At 43.5% G+C, this 24,326-nt stretch carries 24 protein-coding genes; 1 reads left to right on the top strand and 23 read right to left on the bottom strand.

Annotated features, from left to right (window positions below; genetic code table 11):
• Both ABEW34_RS21820 and ABEW34_RS21815 read right to left on the bottom strand, forming a co-directional pair.
• Nucleotides 1-1,476: glycoside hydrolase family 6 protein (locus ABEW34_RS21820; protein WP_430161401.1), on the bottom strand; the 1,476-nt coding region annotated here is incomplete at its 3' end.
• 1,047 nt (nucleotides 1,477-2,523) lie between these two features.
• On the bottom strand, nucleotides 2,524-2,757 hold the full coding sequence (locus ABEW34_RS21815; RefSeq protein ID WP_430161399.1) for a DNA-binding protein: 234 nt from the start codon (nucleotides 2,755-2,757) through the stop codon (nucleotides 2,524-2,526).
• A 404-nt stretch (nucleotides 2,758-3,161) separates the two neighbouring features.
• Between ABEW34_RS21815 and ABEW34_RS21810 the strand changes: the two genes are divergently transcribed.
• Nucleotides 3,162-3,707 (top strand): hypothetical protein, encoded by a 546-nt coding sequence (locus ABEW34_RS21810; RefSeq protein WP_430161398.1) that lies wholly within the window; start codon nucleotides 3,162-3,164, stop codon nucleotides 3,705-3,707.
• Nucleotides 3,708-3,780: 73 nt separating this feature from the next.
• On the opposite strand, the gene ABEW34_RS21805 is transcribed toward ABEW34_RS21810, so the two are convergent.
• The 21 genes from ABEW34_RS21805 to ABEW34_RS21705 all read right to left on the bottom strand — a co-directional run bounded on the left by ABEW34_RS21805 (nucleotide 3,781) and on the right by ABEW34_RS21705 (nucleotide 24,239).
• Entirely contained in the window at nucleotides 3,781-4,395 is a 615-nt protein-coding gene (locus tag ABEW34_RS21805) for a recombinase family protein (RefSeq protein WP_430161397.1), read from the bottom strand.
• 608 nt (nucleotides 4,396-5,003) lie between these two features.
• Nucleotides 5,004-5,441 carry a GNAT family N-acetyltransferase gene (locus tag ABEW34_RS21800; protein ID WP_430161396.1) on the bottom strand — a complete coding sequence of 146 codons (438 nt, stop codon included), beginning with the start codon at nucleotides 5,439-5,441 and terminating at the stop codon, nucleotides 5,004-5,006.
• Nucleotides 5,442-5,452: 11 nt separating this feature from the next.
• On the bottom strand, nucleotides 5,453-6,289 hold the full coding sequence (locus tag ABEW34_RS21795) for a hypothetical protein (RefSeq protein ID WP_430161395.1): 837 nt from the start codon (nucleotides 6,287-6,289) through the stop codon (nucleotides 5,453-5,455).
• Between the two features lie 46 nt (nucleotides 6,290-6,335).
• Nucleotides 6,336-6,629, bottom strand: coding sequence for a hypothetical protein (locus ABEW34_RS21790; protein ID WP_430161394.1), 294 nt, complete (start codon nucleotides 6,627-6,629; stop codon nucleotides 6,336-6,338).
• A 123-nt stretch (nucleotides 6,630-6,752) separates the two neighbouring features.
• Nucleotides 6,753-6,938, bottom strand: coding sequence for a hypothetical protein (locus ABEW34_RS21785; RefSeq protein WP_430161393.1), 186 nt, complete (start codon nucleotides 6,936-6,938; stop codon nucleotides 6,753-6,755).
• A 178-nt stretch (nucleotides 6,939-7,116) separates the two neighbouring features.
• On the bottom strand, nucleotides 7,117-7,764 hold the full coding sequence (locus ABEW34_RS21780) for a hypothetical protein (RefSeq protein WP_430161392.1): 648 nt from the start codon (nucleotides 7,762-7,764) through the stop codon (nucleotides 7,117-7,119).
• A 168-nt stretch (nucleotides 7,765-7,932) separates the two neighbouring features.
• Nucleotides 7,933-13,365 (bottom strand): hypothetical protein, encoded by a 5,433-nt coding sequence (locus tag ABEW34_RS21775; RefSeq protein ID WP_430161391.1) that lies wholly within the window; start codon nucleotides 13,363-13,365, stop codon nucleotides 7,933-7,935.
• Between the two features lie 1,157 nt (nucleotides 13,366-14,522).
• Nucleotides 14,523-15,731, bottom strand: coding sequence for an S-layer homology domain-containing protein (locus ABEW34_RS21770; protein ID WP_430161390.1), 1,209 nt, complete (start codon nucleotides 15,729-15,731; stop codon nucleotides 14,523-14,525).
• Between the two features lie 133 nt (nucleotides 15,732-15,864).
• On the bottom strand, nucleotides 15,865-16,446 hold the full coding sequence (locus tag ABEW34_RS21765) for a hypothetical protein (RefSeq protein WP_430161389.1): 582 nt from the start codon (nucleotides 16,444-16,446) through the stop codon (nucleotides 15,865-15,867).
• A gap of 320 nt (nucleotides 16,447-16,766) precedes the next feature.
• Nucleotides 16,767-16,904, bottom strand: a complete 138-nt coding sequence (locus ABEW34_RS21760) for a hypothetical protein (RefSeq protein ID WP_430161388.1) — start codon at nucleotides 16,902-16,904, stop codon at nucleotides 16,767-16,769.
• A 124-nt stretch (nucleotides 16,905-17,028) separates the two neighbouring features.
• The gene (locus ABEW34_RS21755; RefSeq protein ID WP_430161387.1) at nucleotides 17,029-17,334 is read right to left on the bottom strand and encodes a type II toxin-antitoxin system PemK/MazF family toxin; all 306 of its coding nucleotides are present in this window, start codon (nucleotides 17,332-17,334) and stop codon (nucleotides 17,029-17,031) included.
• Between the two features lie 22 nt (nucleotides 17,335-17,356).
• Nucleotides 17,357-17,509 (bottom strand): hypothetical protein, encoded by a 153-nt coding sequence (locus ABEW34_RS21750; RefSeq protein WP_430161386.1) that lies wholly within the window; start codon nucleotides 17,507-17,509, stop codon nucleotides 17,357-17,359.
• Between the two features lie 98 nt (nucleotides 17,510-17,607).
• Nucleotides 17,608-18,087: a hypothetical protein gene (locus ABEW34_RS21745; RefSeq protein WP_430161385.1), complete on the bottom strand. Its 480-nt coding sequence runs from the start codon at nucleotides 18,085-18,087 to the stop codon at nucleotides 17,608-17,610.
• A complete protein-coding gene (locus ABEW34_RS21740; protein ID WP_430161384.1) occupies nucleotides 18,084-18,557 on the bottom strand; it encodes a hypothetical protein in 474 nt (157 codons plus the stop codon). The genes ABEW34_RS21745 and ABEW34_RS21740 overlap by 4 nt, the downstream gene beginning before the upstream one ends.
• The gene (locus ABEW34_RS21735; protein ID WP_430161383.1) at nucleotides 18,518-18,676 is read right to left on the bottom strand and encodes a hypothetical protein; all 159 of its coding nucleotides are present in this window, start codon (nucleotides 18,674-18,676) and stop codon (nucleotides 18,518-18,520) included. The genes ABEW34_RS21740 and ABEW34_RS21735 overlap by 40 nt, the downstream gene beginning before the upstream one ends.
• 29 nt (nucleotides 18,677-18,705) lie before the next feature.
• Nucleotides 18,706-19,584, bottom strand: a complete 879-nt coding sequence (locus tag ABEW34_RS21730; RefSeq protein ID WP_430161382.1) for a hypothetical protein — start codon at nucleotides 19,582-19,584, stop codon at nucleotides 18,706-18,708.
• Between the two features lie 4 nt (nucleotides 19,585-19,588).
• Entirely contained in the window at nucleotides 19,589-20,572 is a 984-nt protein-coding gene (locus tag ABEW34_RS21725) for a hypothetical protein (protein WP_430161381.1), read from the bottom strand.
• Entirely contained in the window at nucleotides 20,556-22,046 is a 1,491-nt protein-coding gene (locus tag ABEW34_RS21720; protein ID WP_430161380.1) for an ATPase, T2SS/T4P/T4SS family, read from the bottom strand. The genes ABEW34_RS21725 and ABEW34_RS21720 overlap by 17 nt, the downstream gene beginning before the upstream one ends.
• Nucleotides 22,019-23,173, bottom strand: coding sequence for an AAA family ATPase (locus ABEW34_RS21715; protein ID WP_430161379.1), 1,155 nt, complete (start codon nucleotides 23,171-23,173; stop codon nucleotides 22,019-22,021). Before ABEW34_RS21715 ends, ABEW34_RS21720 begins: the two co-directional genes overlap by 28 nt.
• A complete protein-coding gene (locus tag ABEW34_RS21710; RefSeq protein ID WP_430161378.1) occupies nucleotides 23,170-23,862 on the bottom strand; it encodes an SAF domain-containing protein in 693 nt (230 codons plus the stop codon). The genes ABEW34_RS21715 and ABEW34_RS21710 overlap by 4 nt, the downstream gene beginning before the upstream one ends.
• Nucleotides 23,859-24,239, bottom strand: coding sequence for a hypothetical protein (locus ABEW34_RS21705; RefSeq protein WP_430161377.1), 381 nt, complete (start codon nucleotides 24,237-24,239; stop codon nucleotides 23,859-23,861). Before ABEW34_RS21705 ends, ABEW34_RS21710 begins: the two co-directional genes overlap by 4 nt.
• Nucleotides 24,240-24,326 lie beyond the last annotated feature (87 nt).

The raw sequence follows: 24,326 nt of genomic DNA, 5'->3' as shown, positions 1-24,326 counted from the left end.
TACCTGTGCATTGCCTGCTGTCGCAGTCAGCGCTGCCGGAGCTGCTGGAGCCGTCGTTCCGCCGCCATTGGTGGCCGGAAGAACAGGGAATGCGTTTTGCACCAGCATAACGAATTGATCATGGAACCAGTGGCCGGATACCGGAGCGTTAGGAAGCGCACCCGTCAATACACCATCACGAGTTGTAAACGTTGGATCACACATCCGGTCGAAGCCCTTGCCTTCATTGTTCGGAATTTCGGAACTGGAGCCGTCGGATTCACCTGGAGGCTTGACCCACACATAGGCATCCAGATGGGCTGCCCCCGGTGCCGCCTTAGGTGCTTCACCTATGCCTGCTCCACTGTTGTTGCACCAGTTCCCCCGATGATCCCGGCGATCGATACGCCCGGAATTCACGTAGGTGTTAATATCACTGCCTGTAGCCGATGTTGGACGGTTGACCCCTCCCCAGCCATTGCGGCTGGTATCAATCAGGAAGCCTATGCTTGCCGGCCAGCCTGCCTGCACAAACCCGCTATACAATGCAGCCGTAAAATCGGTTTCGTCAAAATACGGATTCCACTCATAAAACTTGGACGACTTGATCGGTTGTCCTCCGATGTTCAGATCCGGGTTGGACAGATTCGGTTCATTCAGCGGTGTGCTGTTCGCCGTATTGGTAATGAAGCCGTCTGCGCTATTCAGGCCAGCCGCTGTCCCCTGGACAACGCTGGTATACAGCGAGATTGTAGCTGTCCGGTTGTTATCCCATCCGAGCCAGCCAGAGTGACCGATATCCAGATAGTTGTACACATTCGGAATGGCATGCAGCTTGTCCAATGCATATTTTACGCCAGCTTCGTAGATGCCTGTTGAACTTGCTTGAGCACAGGCTGGTGTATTGAGATTGGTGACCAGATTAGGCAAACTATCCGGTTCAATGATGGCAATGATGCGAATGTCCTGATACTTGGGTTTGGCAAAAATACCTGCGATGACATCAATATAGTCCGTTTTGTAAGTCTGCAATGCAGCCTGCGTCAGTGGTAATTCACCGTTGGACGCCAGCGCATGGCAGTCCCGGCCCGGCAGATTGTAAATAACGAATGAAGCGGTAATCGGAGTACCCGCTATCTTTTGAGCCAGAGCAGCATCCAGATGCTCCTCGATACTTTTGCGTCCGGCATTGTTCGCACCGCCATTAATGGCGGCAATTCGGTCTATCCAAACTGCAGTAGGATAGGATTTGACCGTTTCCATCTTTGCTTTTAGCGACGTATCACTGGTAAGCGCGATGGATGTATCGACAAGAGAGGAATAATCCGGGTTCAGATACGCCGTAGCTCCGACAAATGGATTATTCTGATGCGCTTCCGCAGCCTGGATTGCCCCCGGGGCCATACCATGGAAAATCCCCGCCACAAGCAGCGATATTACAAGTATTTGCTTTATACCTTCACGTAGAGCCTTACCGCCTTTAGATTTGGTTTTCATTTTCATCATCATGGATCCACCTTTCCTTTGGTTAGATTTATTAAATATTCATAATTGATCTCTGTCTCGGCATGATGTGTATGCACCCTAGAGAACGTACGGATGAACTGTGAATTTTCACCTCCGGCTAAAATGATAGCGCTTGCAATAAGGCGGGCAGATAGCCTTTAAAGCTGCAAACAGAGCAATAGAAATAGTGACTGAATATGCAAATCAGTTTCCTTGGTGAGGGGGACCGCTTGTGGGAAATGCAGGTGATCATCAGTGCAAAAGGTTCAGGACATGTAACTGGGGCTCAAAAAGTAAGCGCTTACTTTTTGAGCCTTTAAAAAAGGCTTACCCTCGATATAGACTTCACATCGCATGTTCACCTCCTTATGAATCAATTATACTTTATTGATATATTGCTGTAAATTGAATTAATTAAAGTATTTATATTTAATTCCAAAAACTAGACAAAAATTAAGGGAGTTCGCTTCCCCATACCAATCATGGCCGCATCTCCATCTTTATCTCGGTTGTAAACACCTTATGAAATCTATGAATGAATATATACTCTATTTTTTTCTTATTGTCTCTTTTGAAATTAAGTATTTCATTTAATTTTGTTATTATTTTTTATATTTTGGTTTGATATATTATGGATGAGCTTATGATCGGTGTTAGTCAAGATAGTTTCCGTTAATATATAAATATAAGATCGCTATGGTTGAGCCTTAAAACCATCACCTTGTCGAATCGATTACAGATGAAAGAAACAAAAAAGAGACAAAACCAGCTGTTAGGCGTTTATAAAAACTCAGCTCTGCCCCCTACTAACCAATTAATCAAAAATCATGCGTATATCGGGCTTTTACCATATGAAAAATCCTATAGGCCCCTTTGTCGTAATGGTTCGACAACTGGGCAGGAAAAAAACCCCGACCTTTTGCGGTCGGGGTTTGCATCATGAGTGTTGGGGAATTTGAACCCTATCCAAAGTCCACACCTCGCTTGCTTCTAAGGGTGTACTCATTGTTTTGCTTTCGTTTGCGGGAGCACCCTGTACTAAACGGCCCTGTTCGCAACAATCTCGTCTATTTCACATTTCAGCAGCAGGTATCTATGGGCACTTCTCATGATCGGGACTTTTGTTAAGTGATATTTATCCACGAAGATCTTCATTTGGTCTTTGGAGAGACCCATTAATCCTCCTGCCTCCGTTACGGTTAATACAACTAGGTTGCTCGTTGCATTAAACGTCTTTTTTACTTTTAGATTCCAGTCTTCAAATCTGTTCATATTGAGTTTCCTCTCTCGTTCCTAATCGATCGGAATACTTCATTATATCATGACTTCAGACAAATACAGATTCTATTCCGAAAATCCTTTGCAACACAAAACCCAGCCCTCATGCGGACTGGGTTTTCATGGTGGAGGCGAGGGGAGTCGCGGGATATTTAGTACGAATTTTTTATAATACTAAACCATCGGTTGTAGCCCCCTGATTTGTCCCCAACGTGCTAGCTCAATCAGAATCGTATCTACATTAAAAATGTAGAGAATCAATAAAATTATGGAATACACTTCATTCCGTGCGGGTGGTCCTGCGAAGGGAAAAGAACCTATCGAATAGTAGAGGATAATGGCGAATACCATCGAATATGTGAATATGGTTATAACTATTTTTTTGAAGGGGTTATGCAATGTTCAGCACAAAAAAACTACATTCCAAATTCGAGACTTTTTTATTAAATTCTTCTGATTTATTCCTTAGTAAAGAAACTGAAGCCCTGTTAAATGAACTAAAAGGAAGTCTTAGTACAGACAGCCAACTGATTAACAGAAATAAATACTTCAAAGAAATTATTAAACACGGTGGAAAAGAGTTTTTTCTAATAAAAGGCATTAAGCATTTTCCTTATATCGGTCCTTCAATTATATTAGTACCGAAAAATAAAAAGGCAATTATGTTCCTAGCATTAAATAGCACTAAGCAAAAGTTTCTAGACCTCTATGACTCTCCAGAAATAATTAGCCTACTCCACATCCACTCGTATAAGAAAGGGGAAGGGAAGAAGTTAATGGAGGTATTTTTGCAAATTCAAAGAAGTTTAGATATACCTGGCTCGTTATATACTGAATCAATCGAACTAGTAGATTATTATAAAAAATATGGTTTTATAAATTTAGGTAAACTTGGACGTAATACTTGGGGAATCAGGTCCCAGTATCTTATGAAATTACCATAATCACCGATCTTAATTTAATCCGTTCTGAGAAGCTTCTTTTGAAGAATGAGCGCTACCATAAAAAACTTACTTTTCAGGTTTGCATCTTTTGTGATTCGAATTCCCTTACTCTTCGATAAAATGTTGGTTTAGATAATCCGGATAGCCCCATGGCTGCTACAGCTGTAAGCCGACCAGCCTTCCATTCTTTATAAGCACACAAAAATGTGTTATCAATTTCTTGTCTTGGCCGACCAAATTTCACACCAGTAGCCCGCGCTATCTCGATTCCCTCAGCTTGACGCTGCTGGTTCTTTTTCCGCTCTTGCTCAGCCACGTAAGCCAGCATGCTCAAAAATTGATCTTCCAAAAGTTTGCCTAGGTCACCCATTGTTTTAAATTTGCGAGAATCAAACAATGCTTCATTATCTAGGCAAATAATGTCCGCGTTCTGTTCCCGCGTTATGAACTTCCATTCGTTGATAATTCCATCATAATCACGGCCAAGCCGATCTAAGGCATCCATATAAATTAAATCCCCTTCACGAAGCATTAACCTCATCGCCTGGTATCCTGGTCGTTCAAAATCTTTTCCGCTTATTTTATCTAAAAATATGTACCGCTCATCAACCCCAAGCTCTCGAAACTTTAGGAGCTGTCGTTCTGGGTTTTGCTCCTTGGTCGATACCCTTCCATATGCTAGCTTCAAACTCGTCCCTCCCCGTTATTCGTTTCAAAAAGTGCCTAACTAAACTGATACGTCCCAAAATCCAATTCATGACCTTTTGATACATTAAAATCAAGCAAAAATAATAGTCTCAAAAAGCATGCTTTTCGAGACATAATATTTTTTCCTAGTAATGAGCTTGTATGCTATAATGTAAGAAATCCGAAAGCATCGGTCATTAATTAGGCTGCAAAGAAGTTCAAATCTTCTTTGCAGCCTTTAGTGTTTCTTCAATTAAAGGATTGATTATCTTGCATTTGACGCTGATCTAACGTAGCATTATTATCGACACTTTCATGTGCCGCCGGAATTGGTTCGAATCCAATACTCTCCTACTTGGCGATTCTATTAGAACACAACGTGTATTTACTAAGTCTATATGCTGGACTAGTAAGTGCTGCAGTTGCAAACCTACTTTTAGAAGCTTTATCTAAGAAGGGAATGTTGCTAATGAGCGCATCTGTTATATTGTTGTCCCTGGTGGCTTGCGGAGAGTTGGTGTAATGGTAGCACGGGTTATCATAGCGATACCTAGGGACAGCTTCAATATTATAAGAACAACCTTTAAATCTTTTTTAAAGTATACGACGTTATAAAAATTTAATGCCTGCCTTATCACGAACCAAATCATATCCCATTGAACGATAGAACTCATGAGCACTGGTTCGATGTTGTCCTGTTATAAATGATATAAACTCGCAATCTTCTTTTTTAGCCACCCGCTCAACATATTCCAGCATGGACTGGCCAATTCCTAGCCGTCGAGCATCTGGATGCACACAGACTGACCAAAGAGTCATCAATGGTCTAGTATCCCCTACAAAATCTCGTATCACCACTGCCATCACATAACCCTTTATTTTTCCAGCTACTCTGGCAGTCAACAATAAGTAATCGGGATTTGAATGTACATTCGGAAAATGACTCTCCATAAGTTTCACATCAGATTCCACTTGAAAAGCTTCCGAATAGAATACAGAAAATTCCATCATATCTTCAATGGATAATGTATCAATTTCAATCTTCATTTGTTTGCTCCTTATAAGAATTTCCCTACTACAGCAGAGCATAAACAAAATACAATTATACTTATAAACTGAGATGAAGATCTGTCTCCAAGATTTAATTTACTGGAGTCTTTCGTTAACCTTGCTGAAATCTCCGTTACAAGCGCTTCATACGCTAGCATAAACAACAAAATCGCTTTGTTCTCAGTTATTTGAAAAGCATAAAAGACAAGTGCATGCCCTATAACAGAAATACTTGCAGAAGCTATTACTGTCCGCGTATCCGTTCCCCATTTAAATTTTTTCAATTGAATGGCACTCATACAAATGAATGGAATCAACATAGAAAGACCGTATACCGACATTGCATTCCCGTAGTCTTCCGTTACAAGTGGAATATAGTAGTAATATCCAACCGTTGGAACAAAAATCAGGAGTAAACTAAAACCTACGCCACTCCAAGTCACTTGTTGACCTAGCTGTTTAAAATACGTGTATAAGCAATAGATACAAATAATCACCGGAACTACCGCCCAAGCGCTAACATTTGCATATAGCAATGAAGTAATCATAGCCGCAGCGCTTACTAATGCAGTCGTAAATGTGGCATTACTTTTGTTGTATAAAAAACCTGCACCGATGGAGCTTACAAACCCAATTAACATAAGCACATAAAAATACGGCTGCATAAACGCAGTCAGAACATTCTGATTTATAAACATTAGTCCTAATAGGAACATAAGTCCCCGCTGCGTAAAAGCATACAATGCAGTCAAACTCATAGTTGATGCATTTGTAAGCGATCGTTTAAATAAGTTACTCTTATAACCCCAGAGCACCAGTGAAATTACAATTAGCATATAATCCAAATGTCAACACTTCTTTCGTCGATATCGAACTCCTGGGCGCGCTTTACTAATTGCCGGTACCAAATTCGGAATTATAAGTGATGCAATGATCACATACCTCATTCCGCGTGATTGCATTGCATGTTGCACAACGAGGTAATACCCCCATTAGCAATGCATCTTCATAAAATGTGGCATATTCTCGCTCCAGCCGTTTAATTTCTTCATGATCTTTATTACTATCGGCCTTTTTTTTAGCAATTAAATCTCTATACAAGTGAATCTTATCAACCACAATTTGTTTTGGTTGATCCCTACCTGGAATAACGGGTACCGTGTACGTATTTTTTACAAGACTCATTAAATACCTCCTATTTGATTTCAAAATTCGTCCTATTGCTATTTGCTATTAAAGACCATAAAACCGCATTTGCAGTTGTACAGCCTTTACTTGGCGTAATTGTGCAACGAGCCAATGTCGAAGTTAGCTAATTACATCATCCCAGTCTTCGTTACCAGGACGGCGTTCAGCTACTTCTCGTTCGCCCCGTCGATTCGCATCTAATTCGACCCGAATCTCCCACCCATCGGAAGTATAATATTCAAAGCTTAAATCACGCCTCTGAAACTTCACGTTCTTGTAGCCCATTCCTTCTAACTCTTTCAACATGTATGTTCACCTCCTTGGTTTAAGGATAATAGGAATTACACTAGTGAAAGTCTGCAATTTGTCAGCAAAAAGTATGACTAAAATCCAAAGAAAAAAGGCAAGTAGCCGTAAGTGGCTACTTGCCCATTGTTATTTAGATTTTGCAGACCTGCCTATTTGCCGCTCAGATTCAATAATGTTAAGGGTTTGCTGCTAATTTTTTTTGAATGACTGAGGCAACTTTTCCGATAATAAATCCTATTACAATGTACTCTAAAATTGTTGCAGAAAATACATGTACCATCTGTACATATCTCAATACGGTTATTGTACCAATTTGTTCTTGAAAATTTGCTAGAGTTTCAGGAAGAGGTATCCCATATATTAATGAGAATGAAAAGTATAAGCTATCAGCAAAACTAATGTAAAAATCGTTGATCATGATTATCCCCCATAAGCTATACATCATTCCAAAAACAGGATGCGGTAGAATTAACAGCATAAGCAGAAATAATAATAAAGCGAATAATTCATACTTGATCCCCAATCTTGACCAGTCATTGTCCCTCCCAATAAATGAAATGCCATCAACACTTAAGTAAAACATGAGGTAGAGTAGTATTATTGACATTTCAGCAACTGCGATTATGTACAATAAAAGAGCAAGCGATGTATTTTCATACAATAAATAATCGTTTTCTAATGAGCCAACGATAACAAAGAAGACTGTTGATAACGGAGTGAAAAAGAACAAAAAATTAATAAGCTGATGTTTCTTTCTTAAGGCAAATAAAAAGATTGGTGAGATCAAGCCAAAAACAATACTAACCCACGTTAGAAAAATCATAGTAAATCCCCCTTTTTGTAAATACACGTTACTCATTCTTAAAAGTTACATATTACACCATAACATTTTATTCAATCTTACTCATTAATTATTTGAAGCTTGATTAAATAAAAAAAGGCAAGCGGCCAAATATCGGCCACTTGCCCGTTGTTTTTTAATGCAGAGAATCTACCAATTTTTATGGAAGCGGAAATACTCCGTCCATTTCCCATTAATTTTTATTGTAACATCTGTTTCCTTTACCACTCCATTCGAATATGTCGCAGTAAATACAAAAGTGTAAGCCCCATCCTTCAGCGTCTCCAGTTTCAAATCGGCGTTCTCATTGCCGAGGTATCCGGACCAGGTGATTTTATCGCTCGAGCTCAGCGTAGTCTGACCAATTTTAATCGCCTCAACGTCTACTCTGGCAGCCTTGGTCAAGCTTGCGCCGGTGTCAGTCGTGGCAGCCTGCAGCACAAATCGTTCGCCCGCCCAGAAGGTGGTGACATCGCGAAACTCTTTTGGCTTCTCTTTATTCCAAGTTAGCCTGTTCCGTTCCCACTCGTCGGTATGCAGTACTTCAGCCGTGATACCGAGTGGCAGCACTTTTATGGTCTTGGTCACCTTTACAGGATCTGCTAAGCCATCAGATACTGTGAGCTCCACCTCCCAATCGCCAACAATACTCGCTTTGAAGGTCGGTCCGGTAACGGGATAAGGATTGTTAAACGTGTAGGAATACATCTTAGTTGCACCTTTAGGATCCTTGACCTTATAGGTGACTGCCAGTTCATCTTTATCCGGATCATCGATACTCGAAATGATTGTTACCGTGTCCCCCTCGTACACCGGCTTTGGAGACCAATCAAAGTCACCAGTCGGCGGACGATTCGTAACAAAGTAAATATAAGCATAATGACCTTGGTTACCAGCTACATCATTATCGATTACCGTTAGCCGGTACTCTTGCCCTGGCACTAAGCTGGCCACCTTATACGAGCGTGTAGTCAACGGCAATGGGATACTATACTCAGCAGTCCCATCTTTATTAAGATCAATATTCGTCACGCTGCCATCGCTATTTACCTTCTGCATGTAGAAGGTTCGCAACGCATGTCCGGATGAAGGGGTCTCATCGCTAAATGCATTAAAGTTGACAGTGACCGCAGTTGGTTCGATAATCAGCTGCTCATCCACATCACGGGGCTTCACTGTATCAACAAAGAAATAGCCATTACCGCTATAAGGTCCCCATTCCAAACCGTCATGAGCTCGAGCTCGCCAGTTATGCAGCCCTTCCTGCAGGGCCGGCGTTGTATAGTTGGAGGATCCGGTTGCAGTGTTAGTATCCACTACCAGCGTACCGGTCGGATTATAAAACACTTCGTAATCAACATGCCTTATGACGTCGCCCTGCCTATCGGTGACGGCCACCTGCAGGTTTGGCTTATTGCTGTTTGTATAAACGGGCTCCGATGCTTTAACGCCGTTATAGTTTAGGAGTGTTGTTTGCGGCGGCGTGTTGAGCACAAAGTATACTTTGTTACTCAGCTCACTCCATGTCCCTTTTGAATACACACGTCCCTGCACCCTAACAGTTCTCCCTTTCTCAATCATCCCTTCAGGAATCTCGTAGGTCAGATCGTCTCCATAGAGCGTCGTGTTGAGCACGGTCGTATTATCGTCAGCATAGACCATATTAAGTCGATATTGCTCCTGTGGGTCATTCTCCTGGTCAGCATAAACCCACCGGACTGTCGGCTCGCTAATATAGACTGTCGGCTTATCCAGCGTGCCGTCCGGAACAACAATGGTCATGGTCGGTGGATTTTGATTAACCGGCGGAAGCTCATCCAGGTACACTCGTACCTCTGCCCAGAAACTCCAAGCGCCGTAAAGATCTTTCACCTGCTCTTGGATGATTAACTCCACGCCTGGGCGATTGTAAAGCAGCCTCTCACCTGCCGTCCAAGTATTCTCGTCAGCCCATCGTGTACGGAAGATTCGCGTATCCAAGCGCTCAGGAATGTCGGGATCATACGATTTATCGTATGTCAAATAATCCAACGCAGCTCCACCGGGATATACCGTGCCGGTAAAGCGCACATCAGGGACAGCAACTGGCCTGCGATGCACATACAACGTTTTGGTGATGGGCTCCGAGGACAATCGATAGCTTACAAATCCTGGATCATCTCCAGCCTGGTGTGTAATTTCATACTTCCCTGGCTTGTCCAATGATTCCAAAACCGTGCTGAAGGTTTGCTCATCATAAATGCTGCGTCCGAGAGGGTTCGCAAAGTAATTAGGATCATGTGCATAATGCCAAGTCTCTGACCATTTAGGATCCGATTCAGGATCCTTGAATAGTTTTTTGTATAGTATGGTTTCTCCCACAAGAACAGCAGCTATAGTCTCCTCCGGAACAGAGTCGCCATAATTAGTGCGCTTAATATTGCTAAAGGCTGCTTGCTGCTGCCCAAGAGACAATATACCAGCTGATCCCTTTTTGTAGGTAGAGTCATTCACTTCTATTTTCTTCGCTCCGTTAATTGAAACGCGTAGCACACCAGCAAGGGACTCCAATTTAAATGCATATGGATAGCCCACGCTGCGTGTCATTGTAACCTGGGAAAGCACCGATTTTTGACCAGCCACGACCTTATATAGCGTCAGTGTGCTGTTCGTCCATTCCACTGTATACATATTTTTCTCATCTTGAATTTGAATAGCAGCTCCGATCGGTCTATCATTACTCAAATGATTAATCGCGATATCGAACTCTATTACCTGGTTACGCATAATGCTGTTTGGATCGTAAAGCAGGCCACCCCAAGCATCACTGTCGATTTCTACCGTGATATCGTCCAGCAGCCTCGGCAGCTCTCCCGTTGACTCCCCTTTAAACGGGATAACAACCTGCTTGCTTGTAAAGGATCCTGAGATTGGTCCGGTGTACGTTACTTGCGTGCCAGTTCCGATTACAGCACCGTTAGGCAGCACGCTGGAGGACCCGGTGAAAGTTACTCCGTCATAACCATTCCCATCCGTGTATTTCATCGTATCTGTTACAAAATAAGCCTTGTTGTCATAACTCTCCGTACCCAACATCGGCGTTTGATTGTTGGCTAATATGCCTGACCACTGCTGTATCTTTTGAAAAGCTGAGCTAGACCAGGTTGATTGCCCATTAACCGTTTGATAAGTCACCTTGTCAAATCTCTTCACGCCAGCTCCCAAAACCCAAAATTCATCGGAAGGCTGCGAAAAAGGACCAATTATGCCTAATTTCGGCCAGAGAATCTGCGTTGTTATCGGATCGCTTGGCGTCGGACTCTTAGCTTCAGCAGTAGAGAACGCCCCTAGCTTGTTGTATGGATTTCTCTGATCTTCGCTTGTAATGGATCCATCAGGAAGAATTAGAAAACCAAATGGAGTAGCCATAATGCCTGCCTTATTAACAGCTGTTTTGCCCAGCTTACTAGGGAACTTCACGTCATCGATCGTGCCGCTACTCTTTTCCGGGCGCGCGATACCGTTAGTCGCTGTATTGTAAGAAAGGACGCCGCTTACCTGAGAGTATCCATATCTCCCTGATTGAAACCACATGGACGTTACATACCCTTTGGAGCGATCAGCTGACATAGTGATCTCCGACAACATACCCAGCGGGATGCCATGGCTAGCGATTTGATTACCATTCGGATCTACGACATAAAACAACGCTGTCCAATCATCCTCCGTACCTCGCCTTGTATTAGCTGCCAGTAACACATTACCAGCTGCATCTACATCAATCCCCCCTATTTGGTACACGTTCCACTGATCAATTCCTGGATGCACCAACTTGGTCCAATAGAGCGTTTTTTGTGCCACAGAATACTTGGCCACAAATAATTTTTGCCGAATATCGAACGTCCTGCCGCCATTACTCTCTCGGTAAGCGACATACAGGAACTGCCGATCTGGCGAGAATGCCGTGCCGATTACAGTATTGGTCGGATCGTCCCAATAGCTGCTGCTTGTTCCCCCTGTAGCAGGAGGGGCTATTGTAGGGTATTCCTCGATCAGCTGTCCTGTCTCAATGTTATATAGGCGCAGCGTATCGCCGGAAACATTTAATGTTCCCGCTTCTAAGAAATATGCTTGTTTCATTTGAGATGGATGGTACTTATAGAAGCTTCCTTTGAATGTAATGCCCGGATGAACATAACTCTGCTCGATCTGGCCCGTCCAAACATCACGTATTGCAAATGCCCAATCCTTCGACTCTGACGGCCTGTAGCTATACGTATAATAATAGCCGGCTTGAGTCATGACAGTCATTTTATAGCCGGCATAAACTTGACCAAGGCTACCTTCCCACGCTGGCAAAGGCTTTAAGTTTTTGGCTAAATTATAGTTGCCATTAAAGTCAGCCCATACCGCGTTGCGCGTCGTTAAGCTGCTGCCGTTTACTTTCCAACTCGCCTTATTGGTTGTACCGCCTTCATATAGCGTCTTGTTGACCCATGAACGCAAAATGGAATCTGGTGAATAGGTTGTTACCGGTGGTCCACTGTCAGCGCCCTGATCTGGCTGCTGGGTAAGACCGTTTGCTGTAAAATCAACAATAGGCGCACGATTAATAATATCCGTCTCCGCTATATTGGACTTGCCCGATAAACCATAGTCTTCAGTAACCGTAGCTCGGTACTGACGCTTACCCACCGTTGTATAATTAGCGGAATGCGTAGTAGTGAAAGGCCCATCATAAATTACCTTCCAGTTTTCTTCGTCAAAATCACCATCGTTATCGGCATCATATCGTTCTTCCATGAGCAGCCTCTCCAACTTATCTCCGTCCGGACTGCTTGCATCGATCTGCAGCATGAGCCCAATATTACGCACCCCGGTTTCAGGAGCGATGACGGAAACAACCGGCGGTTGATCAGGTACGATTTCTAATGGATAAGTTGCCCATTCACTTACTCTTCCCTGCGAATCATAAACCTTACCTTCGAGCGTATAGGATCCAAGCTCATCTGGAGCTTTACTTGGCCAAGCCCCAACCGTATAAGGCCCAATGTCATTCTTCTTATACCGAATTTCAGACTTACTGAAATCGATCGTTACACCACGAGAAGCTAATGGACTGTAGGAGTTATTTAGATGATGCAGATTCGGAAACGGCCGGCCTTGAATCCAGCGCGTAACACCAGATATGATGGCAACCGGCTTGGGATCGTTAACGTATAAAATAGCCGTATCTGATACTGTCTCATATTCATTAGAAGCGACCAATTTAGCTGTATAAACACCAGCTATGTCAAATGTAATATTAGGTTGATTGAAATCATCGTTTTGAATAAAAGGCTTTAGGTTATTTGACAATTCCCAATGAGCTTCAGTGTATCCGCGACCGATCGCGGACAGTGAAGCTTTATCCCCCGTAAAGATTGAAGACGGATCCCATTGCGCTGAAACCTCAATAATGGGCCGTGGTGTAGGCGTAGGCTCGCTCGTCGATGGAGCTGGTGTCGCTGTTGGTGTAGCAGCCCCTGGCTTTGTCACCGTAGTGGAGCATTCTATTAATTGCTCCGCGCTTGTCCCATCAGTAAAATATACAATGGCTCGCATGACGTAGGTCTCCGTGTAGTTATCTTGATTGTCTAGTTTAGACTTAGGTATATTGAAATTAAATTTGTAACTTATACTTCCTTGAGCCTGGGAAATAGTTTGTGACTGCAGTTGGCTACCATCTTGAAGCCGTCCGTACACCTTCCACTCTTTGATCCGCAGGCTGCCTTGCTGTTTAATTGAGGCATCAATAGTTGAAACTACTGCAATATCTGCATTAGCAAATGTAACACTTGAAGGATCCGCCTTGCAGGTGCAATCCAAGTATGGTTCATCTACCGGTGGAAGCTTTTCAAATGTGACTTTCACTTCTCCTTCATAGTAATAGGTCTTTGCTACCCAGTTTGTTAGTGTCCTCATATCATATCTAAGTGTTGTTCCTTCTTCAAAGGCTATCGGGTTCGAACTTATAGGGGCTGTTGCGACTGTTAGTTGGCCAAACCCATCAACCCCCTTACCGAAACTTACTACCTTATGAGGACCATTTATTGGGGTAGCTTTTGTAATTTTAATTGACGATGGAATCACTGCTGATGACGGTACAATTACAGTTGAACTAAAATCATATGAGCTCGGCCCAGCAAATCCCCAACTCTCTGCTTTTGCCCACCCCTCAGCCGTCCTAACGTCCGAACCTAAAGATTGTCCAAGATTATCAACGCTCGGTAGATAGCCAGGGCAAATTGCAATCCCCCCACTCCAGCAACCATCCGGAGCCCCTGGGGTAGGAGTGACGCGATATGTCCGTCCTCCACCAGATTCAAACAACCACTCCCGGTGATTGGTGGAATGCCAGGTAGTCCAATACATTCGGGAGGTATAACCTTCACTACTCAAATCCATCTCACTTCCACTTAGCGTATCAATGGTAATCTTATTGCTTAGTATTCTGCCACTCAATTGCCCCTTACTAACCATGGAGAGTGTCTTATTATTTACTGTAGCTTTCCATACTTCATAAGATTTAATTTTGTACCCAGTAGGTACTGTAAATGTGTCACTTGAGACGTTACTCATAGTAGATGAAGAACTATATTTTGACGAGAAATTAAGCTTGTACGTATTCGTTATGTCACCTGTAGCAGCGTATGAAAAAGGCGTAAGCGGAAATCCGCTTACGCCTACCAGCAACACAAGAAGCATTGCTATTATTCGTTTTATTTGTACCATATGTCCTTCAGCTCCGTTAAGTAAATTTGAGATTTCTTATCCCCAAAGCCCATTCCAAACTTCTCCAAATGAATTGATACTCCGCCCAACTCTTTAATTTGATTTTTAATATAATTTTTGTCCACAAAAGCAAAATGATAATTATGACCCTCCACGCCTGCTTGCTTTAGGTTTAATAGTGTGGCGTTAGTAAATAAACCTTGTCGCTCTTGTAGAGACTTATCCGTATATCTGTACTTTTTATCCAAATAGGCAACACCAGAGTCTCCCGATATATACATGTAGAAGCTGCCCTCGATATTCTCTACACCTTCTGAATTAAGCAGGCTTTTTCCGATTAGTTTATATGCAAAAATATATCCTTTGCTTCCACTTGAGGTTGTCCCACCCAGATAATAAGTTGCTCCATCCAAATATTCAGCATAATAACCAGTTTTGTCCGACGGGTCAAGAACAATCAGCTTATCGATTGTCACCTGATAATTACTGCGAATCTTTTCGACATGGGGAAAGCTCACAAGATCATTCTGGTCGAACATTGTAATCATGTTATGTCGATGCCAAGCTATCTCCGCCGCGCTTGACGCGCCCTGATCTGTCGTGAGTTTTCCACCATTAGCCAGTTTGAGTAGCCGTGTAACAATTACAGCAGCCTGCGCTCGGGTAGTTGTCCCATCTGGATCAATGGTATCAGCCTTCGTACCGGTACGGGACAACAGTCCCGCATTCACTGCGCGGAACATCAACTCCTCCGCAGTTAGTTTAACGCCACGGTAATCGGCATTTGCACCACGGATTGCGAGTTTAGCCATCTCGACGCGGGTTACTGGTTTATTAATATCGCCCGTGAAATCACCAGCTGCATAAATTTTATTGTCCAGCAGAGCTGTCTGATAAACAGAATACCACGGTCTTCCAGCTGAGCTTGCAGCCGGCGCTATTTTATTTGTAAGTGCTATAACCTTTAGTAGCTCCGCACGGGTAATCGGATTTTGCGGCTTAAATGTCTGATCCGGATAGCCATTTAATACGCCCGCCTTTACTGCAGCCTCTATCGATTCCTTTGCCCAATGGCCCGAAATATCCTTAAAGGTCGGTGCTGCAGCAGCTGCAACTATTTCCTGTCCAGGCTTAAGTGTAATGCCGAAACCTGCCAGCATGCTGACCGCCAAAAATACAGCGATAATCTTCTTCATAACTACCACTCCCTTATATTGGTATGATACATATCGGTTCAATCAGCCAATCTATTAAGCAAATCTCCCGATAATACAATGTTAATGCACGAAACACGGCCACAAGTAAGCATTTAGTATGCAAAAAGTAAGCCTATTTCACCGGTGACAGCTTAACAATTTCCCTCTCAACCACTTCAAGAGCATCCTTTAATTTAGGCATCATATTATTGACCGTATCCAACATGGCTACTTCCATCACTTTAAGAGAGGATTCCATACTTTCAGGTGATAAAGCTAATTTAATTGAAGACATAATAGGGCTCTTTAACTTATTCGCAGCGTCAGCTGCAGCAATTTGTTGATTAACATTTAATGCAACTTGCAACTTATCAAATTCTCGATGTACTTCAAGAATTTTTTCAATAAGCTCTTCAAATTCCTCATATGGGAATAACGAGCTTTGCATAAAAACATCTCCGGAACGAAAGGAATTAAAATAGTATTTTTTACTCGTTTTAAAATACTCCAGATTAAGTTTTAACTCCATTCGCATATTTTTAAGAATTTTCTCGCGCTGAATCTGCTCGCTTTTCAACTGCTCGCTTTGTTGAAATTTCAAACTTGTCTTTGCCCCATACCTTGCTGCGTAAAGTCCAACCCCTGCACTAACAAGCATAATGCAAGCTGGCCAGATGATAGATGTAAAGATAGGCTCCAAAATAATAATTGCCATCGCTTCCTCTCTGATGCCTTAGATTCAAATATACATATTCTAAAGCAAATTCTAAAAATAAGGAAGTTTAGTCTAATATTCTTTTTACTACCATAACAGGAATCGTTTTCACACGCTTCTTCTTACGCTCAGGTAAGAACATAATAATGAGCCCCAATACTATGAAAGCTAATATGAGAATTTGTACAATTTTAATCAATTCGTCATAGATCATTTTGGCACCTCCAATATTTATTAACTTGAATTATAACCGTCGTAATTCAAGTTGTAAATAGCGAGCTGCCCTTTACAAAAAAAATAGCGAGTAGACTATTTAAAGTCTACTCGCTATTTTCAATATTCTCGGTGGCCTGCGAAACTTCTTCTAGGCTGAACTTTTTCACAAATTCTTCTGCTCTAGCCTCTTGATCTGTATTTATCAATGTCCCCAATTTAGTATTTTTCTCTTCAGCCTCCATTTCCAGAGCCCTCCATTGGGTATCCGTTAGGTACAGCGTTATTGAACGTTTGCGCTTTTTGGTTCGTGGTGTTCTGCCTGCACCTTCCCTGGCTCCTCCCCAACCCATAGTGATCTTCTCCTCGCTATAAAAACTCGTTTTTGTATGCAGCTTCCAACACGTCTAGCAAATCATCCCGATGGATGGTACCGATGAAGCCGGAAAAACGATCTTTTTTTAATAAACGTATCTTGCTCACGATTGCGAATGACGGCTCCCGCAAGCCCGCCTGCAGCCAATGCTCAATAGCAACCAAAATTTCTTTGTCGCTTTGAGAACGGCTCACCTTCACGGTAAGTACCTCCAACTCATCTGGAGATACATCAATGACGATGCCAGGTCGAACCTTGGCATCGTTGCTCTCCTCAAACGGAAAAAGAACCCAATACACATCTCCTCTATTATAGTGCAGCCTAGACCCTTCTTTCCTCCCCGAAGAGCTCGCGCTCCTTCTGAAGCGCTTCTTCGGTTTCTTTCCTTGCGCGCTCCCAAATATTCGGCAAAGCCTTCTCAAATTCCTCTAGGATTTCTTCCGCACGGTCTTCATTGTGTTTTTCAGACATCATAATGAATACCTCCAGTCGTTTAACAACTACTTTTTTACATTCAAAAGTAATCATTTTTGTTGACTATAGTATACACTTTCGGATTGGATTTATAAAGTTTACTCAACATACTCATGGCTGCTGCCCACGATATATTCAAAGTCGTCCGAAAGGCCATAATAGCGCGGATGCTTAACCTTGACCACCGCGACAACGGATGGACCTTGCAAGACGTCCATGTAGTAATAAGGTGGACCCGAGTTATAAAGCCGTGGAAATGAACCACTTTCTACTCGGTCAAAGAGAACGAGCTCGATGGGATCCTTCCAAGTGCTATTCCCCATAGGCTGCCATTCCGGGTTCAATCGATTAGAACGTTCAATCGATTCGCGGAAAACACGTTCTGCTGCTTCCGTGAATGAAACACGACCTTGTTCCAATTCTTCCTGATCGACTTGTATGGCCGCATCATGCGTGGCCACATCCATCGTTTCCTTTAATTGAGTGCTCAGCTTAATTTTCAAAGCCTCGTCGGAGCTTTGCACATTGAATGAAAGGATCACCGGTGTCATTAGAATTAAAATAAGTATCCACTTCATGATGTCTCAATGTGCTCGCTCATGATGCTAACCGGATAATAATAATCTCGCGGCTCATTTGCTTCAAAAAGATCGAAAATCTGTGTTCGGCCTTGCGGATACCGCAATGAAATTTCAATTAGAGCTCCCCGCTCCACCGTTGAAGACGGGCCTAAAAGCTCTACCTTTGATCGATCAAAATTCATTTTTTCTAGACTGGCTAATGTTTTCTCACGAATCTCAGCCGTCATACGACCTTCCAGTGCAACCAAATGAGCGGTCTCGAACGCCTTACGCTGCAGCATTTGATCTCGGTGCTGGACGGTTTGCTCGACAGAAGGCTGAAAAATGAAGTAAAGGAAATAGACCACTGTTAATAGCAAACCTATAATCGATTTCATAAAAAGAGCCAGCCGATCCAAAGACCGACTGGCAACCCTCCCTTTACTTATTATTTGCCGGGCATCGTAATGGACTTGCTGATTTCCCAAGCCGCCTTCTTCTGTTCCGTTCCCATTGCAGCAACCCCATCATCTTCATTCGAAATATTCGCAATAAACATACCGAACGTAAATACAATAGCCAGTACCGTAACAAGAATTTTTTCCATTTTAAATATTCTCCTTTTGTTAACCGATTTTATTGGGTGAAAACATAGGTGCCTTGATAGACATTGGTAACAACAATTGCAAAATTAACAACGGTCAGTGTAGCGCTAGAAGCTAGAACAACGCCTATATAATGATTAAGCTTCAGCTTTTTCCGACGCCGTTGACGCCTAAAATCCAGAAATGTTTCATAATTCTTCTCGAGCAAGTCGACGGCCTGCTCCGGATTAGACTCGCTGATTTTGATCAGAATGTCACTCAACGCTTTTGCTTCTTTTGTCCCGACGACTTCGCCGATTGCTTTGAAGGCGGCATTACCCTCTATGCGGTAATCGGACAACATCTGATCCATATCATTTCCGAGTACCGTCGTATACTCCCGGTATTCCTTCAGCTTGTCATAGACACTCTTATAATAACCTTCCGTTTCAACTTGATAATCATTGACCAACAACATATAGATTTGTGTGACTTCATTATTTTTTTGCTGATTTTTTTCTTTTCCCGCCATGGACAATAACAACCGTACAGGAAAGTAGCGACTCCTGGTTAGCGAGGCCAGATATAAAACCGCAATAATCAACATAAGTTTGGTCGGATAGGTCTTGTTAATGAGTATCCCCGCATGCATGCCTACAATCGCAACCATAAAAGCGATGTCGCGCCAAAAGCGATACGACCAAGCCGTCATTTTTTCGGGTAATCCAGCAAAAGAGAACGCATCTTTTAAATGGTCGTCCGTGTATAAAGCCTCAATTCGAGGACGATAGCCTCCCGCTGCTATTCTCATACTGTCCCAAAGCTTAGGCGGTGGGCTCCGCCTCCTCACATAATAAATCTCCCTTACAATAAAGAACGTGGCTATCATCATTACAAGGTAAAGCACAGCCTTGAAGCTTAGCACATACATGTTCCTACACCTCTATTTTAGGTTTGGATAATACGATTGACGTTAAAATCCCTACAAAAATCGCGATCACGCATAGGATAAGAGCCAACAGTGCGCGAGGTTCATCGAGCAGGATTTTCAGCATGGAAACGTCAATAACCAGGCTCAATCCATAAAGAGCAAGTGGTACACAAAACAAGGGAAATAAACCCATAATGACCGTTTCAGATGCATCGGACTTTTCAGATTCAACGATCTGGCCGAAGGTTGTCATATCACTATGGATTTTTTGCAGCGCCTTCTCAATGTTCAGGTTTTCTTTAGCCGCTTTGATGAACATAACGCCCAGCTGCCTTCCCCAACTGCCTGGGACTTGATAGGTAAAAAGCTCTACCGCCTCCTTTATGGCCATCTTGCCTTCAAGCTGCAAAACGGAAACCATCGAGCTCGCCGTTCGTTTCATTGGCCCCTCCAGCTCATCTCCCAATTCATATAACGTTTGATACAGATCCGCTTCGTGATGAGCAGCGCGATATTTCAACAACAGCTTCTCCACAAACGACATCAGCGCATAGCCATTCTCGTAGCGCAAAACATACAAACGAACCCTTAACCAGCAATAGGGGAGAAAAGCTAGGATGGTAGCATAACGAAAGGCATCAAAATTCCATAAAAAATGGAGCTGTAACGAAAATCGATCTCCCGCATAGCCCATTAATAAAATGGAGTAGACGATAGCAAAAAGGGTCATGCTCTTGGCTAGAAACTGGTTTACGGTATGACGGTTGAACCGAGGTGTCGTCGATCGCAACAGCAGCTCAAGATGTGTAAAATAACGTGAGCCTTTCTCTGCGTCCAGCGGTTTGACCATAAGATAGGCTGGTGTCCGCCACTTCAGCAGCAAACGTTCAAATACAACACCCGTTAGCCGGTAAGTAGAGTAGGCATAAACAAAAATGAGCAAAACTTTCATGACGCCCAAGGCAGCCAGATCAAATGACTGGAACATGGGTCAATTCCTCCTTGTGCTGAGCCGATGGTTGTCCCTGAAGGGGAAAGGCTCGCGCAAGTTCTTCTAGTTCCCTCAGAGCAGTTGTAGCGAGCAGAGGGTCCTGTTCAAACATTTTTTTTCGAATCGCATCTGATACTCCCGCGCTGAAGGTGTATTGTTCTGTACAGTCATCGTAGCGCATGAAGTCATGCGTGCTGATTTCATTTGTGAACGGATCCACACGGAACTCTGAAATCTGACAGAGTTGCTTAGAACCATCCGATCGTTCTCGCCACACAAAACCGATATCCAGATTGCCTGCCACTCGGATTAACTCCTCTTCATAAAGCCGGCTCGGGAATCGCTGTAGAATGAGCCGTGCAATTTGCCCTGGAATATTCTCCACTTGCTCGGTGTGATAAGTAGTAATGGTGCCACCTTTACCACGTTCGCAGGCCAGCATACACAATTCCGCTTCAATGCTTCGCAGCTCGGGAATAATGGCAAAATCATAGTCGGAACGTAGGACCTGCCGAAATACATCATCATAATCCGCTTCCGTTCGTACAATGAATTCTAAAATTTGATGATCCGGGTGAAGATCGCTTAATTTCAATTCCGAAAAATCATGTTCGATGACAACCGTCACCTTGCCCTTTTTTATCCTTTCCGCAGACATAGCTATCGTAAAGGTAGACTTACCGGATTTAGGAGCTCCTGTGTTAACAGCATTTAAACGAGCTTTCGAGAGAGCCAGTACGAATGCATAGATGTCCGCCGGCATGCTTCCAAGTCCCACATAATGTTCGATTCTCGGGTTTCTCATCGTATAATTCCTGAAAATGACCATTGGTTTCCGTGCCCGCGGCGGTATAATCATGGTCACGCGTGTCCCATCATCCATTTCCAGTTCGAGCGTGGGTTTAAACTGATTAATATGGGCATGCTCATCTTTCATTTTGATTTTGTTTATGACGTTTTCAATGACATATTCCTCTGATTCGTATTCGAAGGGCTGGAGGGGATCGCTCTCCCCAGGAATGTCAAAGTAAATCTTAGTTCCGATAATTTTAGCAGCCTCCGACTTGTGAAAGAGAGGATGTGCCCACCACAATGATATAGGACCCAAACCCAAGGTTTCTTGAAAGAGCGCTTCGGTCAATGATTTATAGTAACGAGGGTAAGATGTGCCTTGCAGTTGAGATAATCGCACAAACTCCTCGATTTCCTCTTTAAAAATACGTACCGCTTCTTTTTTCCCGATAACCGCATCATGCTGTAATTTCTGCCATTTTTGAATATCAGCTTCTTTACGTGCTTTCATTTTCTCTTGTAGATGTTTGATGACTTGCTTACACAAACCTTTAAAATGCATCGGATCCGTCTCATGTAGTTTTGCAGCTGAAGCTTCCGCCTCACGAGCGTGGATTAACTCGCTGATATGAAAGTCTTTCTCTCGCCACTCTACTTGCCGAGCAGTGCTTGCCACCATCCTTTTCGCCCTCCTTCCGCAAGTTGCGGCAATTTGTAACGTGCTTGCAAAAGCTCCGAAATGGCACGAATGCCTTCTAGGTATTGCTTATTGTCCGTCGTTGTAAGCAGCCGATGCTCCGCTTCGCAGAGATGACCTTGTTCGCCCAAGTCAGGCAACACACCAAGAGACGCAACCTCCATTTTCTTTTCGATTAAGCGAGCGTCGCCGCGTGTTGCATGGTAACGATTCAAAATCATCATGAACGACATTTTCTCTCCACCGTTAACAAGCTGAAGCACAGGACTGAACTGCTGCCACATGTGTAAAGCAGCCGGTTGTTGTGTCGTCACGACTACCCGCATATCTGCTTGCATGAGCGCTTGTAAACATAAGTTGTTATCCGGGTTACACCCTGCATCAATCATGACAATATCAAAGCGCGACCTTGCCGCCGCAATTAAATGCTCAATGGCATCTGCCGAATAGCGATAACGTTTGGTCAGATCAGCATTGCCGGCTAGATAATGAAACTTTGGAAAAGCATGCATATGACTCTCAAGCTCTTCCGGAGTTAGCACATGGATCTGGGTATGCAGTTGGTTTAGAAGGCTTCCCTTATACGCCACATACTGATCACCAGGCGTGAAAGCATTAAAGGAAAGGACGCCAATTTTTGCCGTCGTTGTACCAGCAAGCTGCTCAGCTAAGCCTAGAACGGTTGTTGTAACGCCAACCTGCCCCAGCGTGCCCAGGAAAGCGATCACCTTCCCTTGATAGACATCAGGCGCTATATAGCCGCCCAAGAAGCTGCTATGCAGTTTTTGAGCGATTTGTTCTACGGTATGTTTGGGAGGCAAGTCCAAAATACCCAGCTTCCTGCATATTAAAGATGCTTCTTCAGCAGCTGCAATATTGGCCGAATAGCTAATCAGATAAGCGATTTTGGAATCAGGAAATCGATCGATTAGCGACTCCAACTCAAACGGCTTGACGAACCGATCACTAATCACTACCAAAGTAGCTGAAACAGCGCCTGTTCCGGACACCAATTGTTCTTTTGTCAGGTTAGTAACATCCTCAACAGGCAGCTGCTTTAAGCGATCAATTAGCGCAGCATCCAGCCCAATACATGCGATTTTTCTCATGATGTGTACCCCACAATAAATTGATAACCTTCAGAAGCTTTTCGGGATAACTCCGCTAACTGTGCCGGCGTTAGCTCCAATTCCAACTTCCGTCCACGAACGGTGGCATCCACCCGAATATTCGGATTTTTATTTTGCTCGGATGACTCTACCTCCGATGCACCGGAATCCTTGTAGTAAGCCACAACCACGCCCGTTAGCACTTCAATATTCTCCCTCTTTACCGTTTGCCCCGTCTCGCTATCCACGGCCGCTTGATCGCCGTATACCGCTGTCAACGTTACTCGGTCCAGTCGGCGTAAGCTACCTGGAACAGACAGCAGCCATTCATCCGGTACCTCTACAATTTGGGCATCAGGCGAGCGCAATAAAGCCATTTTATCGACTCGATTAAGCGTCAACTGATCGCCTGCTTCAATCAGCTGGAGCGCTTCTTTTCCAACAAAAAGCTCCGACCGGTTGGTTGCCCCTTCAACAAGTAAATTGTTTTTCATTTTGACCAGGGCTAAATCATCCACTGTAATTTGCTCACGGGGCATAATCTGCCTCGAAGCCATGACTACCCAACTCGTATCCACATCTTTCGACCACTTGATGTCTAACATATACATCAAGCTCAGCGAGCCAAGCATGCATAGCACATATAAAAAAATACGATTTAACTTCTTGAATTCCATTCTCCACTTCATCCTAATTCCTCCGTGTCCATAATCTTGAGCCACTGTCTACGCAGCTGCTCAACTGCTACCGCAGCTCCCTGCCAGTAGATCACATCAAGTAGTTGTTCGAGCATAGCTTCAAACTCTTTTTTTGCCGATGGATCAACATGCGACTCTAAATTTGAAGGCCGAATGAGCAGCAGACACGTCTCTTCAAGGCTTTTCACTTGGCTGATCAGTTTGATGTCAGCCAAAACGGCAACATCCCGCTCCGTTAGTTGACGTCGCTGATTTTCCTTTCGTTGAAAGACATAACCATACTGCTCCATGAGCGGCAGCCAGCGCCGCAGGCTGCTCTCCGCCATATCCAGCCGATCTGCTACTTCTTTCATGGTCAGTTCAATCATCGGCTTCCCCCTTTCTGTAAACCAGCAGAAAAACACGTAACGGTGGTGAGCGTTTATTCCGGCTCATGACCATACCCTCCCCAAAAA

Source organism: Paenibacillus algorifonticola (genome assembly GCF_050481745.1).
GTDB lineage: Bacteria > Bacillota > Bacilli > Paenibacillales > Paenibacillaceae > Pristimantibacillus > Pristimantibacillus algorifonticola_A.
The sequence above is the reverse complement of the archived record's forward strand: the minus strand, read 5'-3'. Positions and strand labels throughout refer to the sequence as shown.